Raw genomic sequence first — 624 nt, 5'->3', positions numbered from 1 at the left:
CGAGAGTGTCAGGCCGGTGCTGAAGAAAGCGACCCGGCGTGTTTTTCTGAACACCCAGACCAGCCGAACCGGACAGCGCAGATTCTTGAGCATAACGACCTCATCATAGGCCAACTTGATTACCCATGATATTCAGCCACGCTTAGAGAAATTGGCCTATAATAGAACATACATAGAATCAGTATCTTAGCGGGGTAGCGAGCATGGCAAAGAATATCATCCAATTTCAAAAAGGCCTCAGTTTGCCGAAATTTCTGGAAAAGTATGGTACGGAAGAACAGTGCTACTCGGCGCTGTTTCATCTGAGGTGGCCAGATGGATTTGTTTGCCCCGAGTGTGGCAACAAGACCTATTGCGAGATCAAAAGTCGTAAGGTCTATCAATGTCATCGCTGTCACCGACAAACTTCATTGACGAGCGGTACAATCTTTGCTGCTACCAAGGTACCGCTAACGAAATGGTTTCTGGCCATCTATTTGCTCACACAGAGAAAAACCAGCGTGTCTGCGCTGCAATTGAAGCGGGATATTGGCGTCAGCTATAACACGGCATGGAAAATGAAGCACAAGCTGATGCAAGTGATGCTGGAGCGTGAGAAAGGAAAAAAGCTCAGTGGCCGTATTG

1 protein-coding gene is annotated in these 624 nt (G+C 47.6%); it reads left to right on the top strand.

Features of this window, described 5'->3' with window-relative positions; translation table 11 throughout:
* Positions 1 to 203: 203 nt before the first annotated feature.
* Positions 204 to 624, top strand: a 421-nt coding sequence (locus ACOCD2_RS24840) for a transposase (RefSeq protein WP_419626345.1), incomplete at its 3' end; no start/stop codon positions are given.

It is taken from the genome of Thiolapillus sp. (assembly GCF_048562965.1).
Lineage (GTDB): Bacteria > Pseudomonadota > Gammaproteobacteria > Chromatiales > Chromatiaceae > Thiolapillus > Thiolapillus brandeum_A.
Note: the sequence above shows the minus strand (reverse complement) of the source record. Positions and strands in the feature narration are given on the sequence as shown.